General features: G+C 66.8%; 1 pseudogene. It reads left to right on the top strand.

From position 1 onward, the window contains the following. A pseudogene (locus SB816_RS31030) lies at positions 1-205 on the top strand (cupin); the annotation flags it as partial. Positions 206-283: the final 78 nt, after the last annotated feature.

Raw genomic sequence — 283 nt, 5'->3', positions numbered from 1 at the left:
GAAGAGCCTCGGTCACTACGTGCAGAACACCGGCCGCACCGACCTCGTGTTCCTCGAGATCTTCAAGGCCGACCGCTATGCGGAGGTGTCGTTGTCCGACTGGCTCGCGCACACGCCGCCGCAGCTCGTCGAAGCGCACCTGAACATCGCGCCGGACGTGATCGCGCAGTTCCCGCGCAATCGTCCCGACGTCGTGCCGCTGTAACGCCGCCAGCGTCCTGCCGTGGCCGGCATGCGGCTTGCTGGCTTGGCGGGCCGAACCCCGAATCGGTCCACTTCATTC

Source organism: Achromobacter sp. SIMBA_011, assembly GCF_046535435.1.
Taxonomy (GTDB): Bacteria; Pseudomonadota; Gammaproteobacteria; order Burkholderiales; family Burkholderiaceae_B; genus Achromobacter; species Achromobacter dolens.
This window is presented reverse-complemented; position numbering and strand designations above follow the sequence as displayed.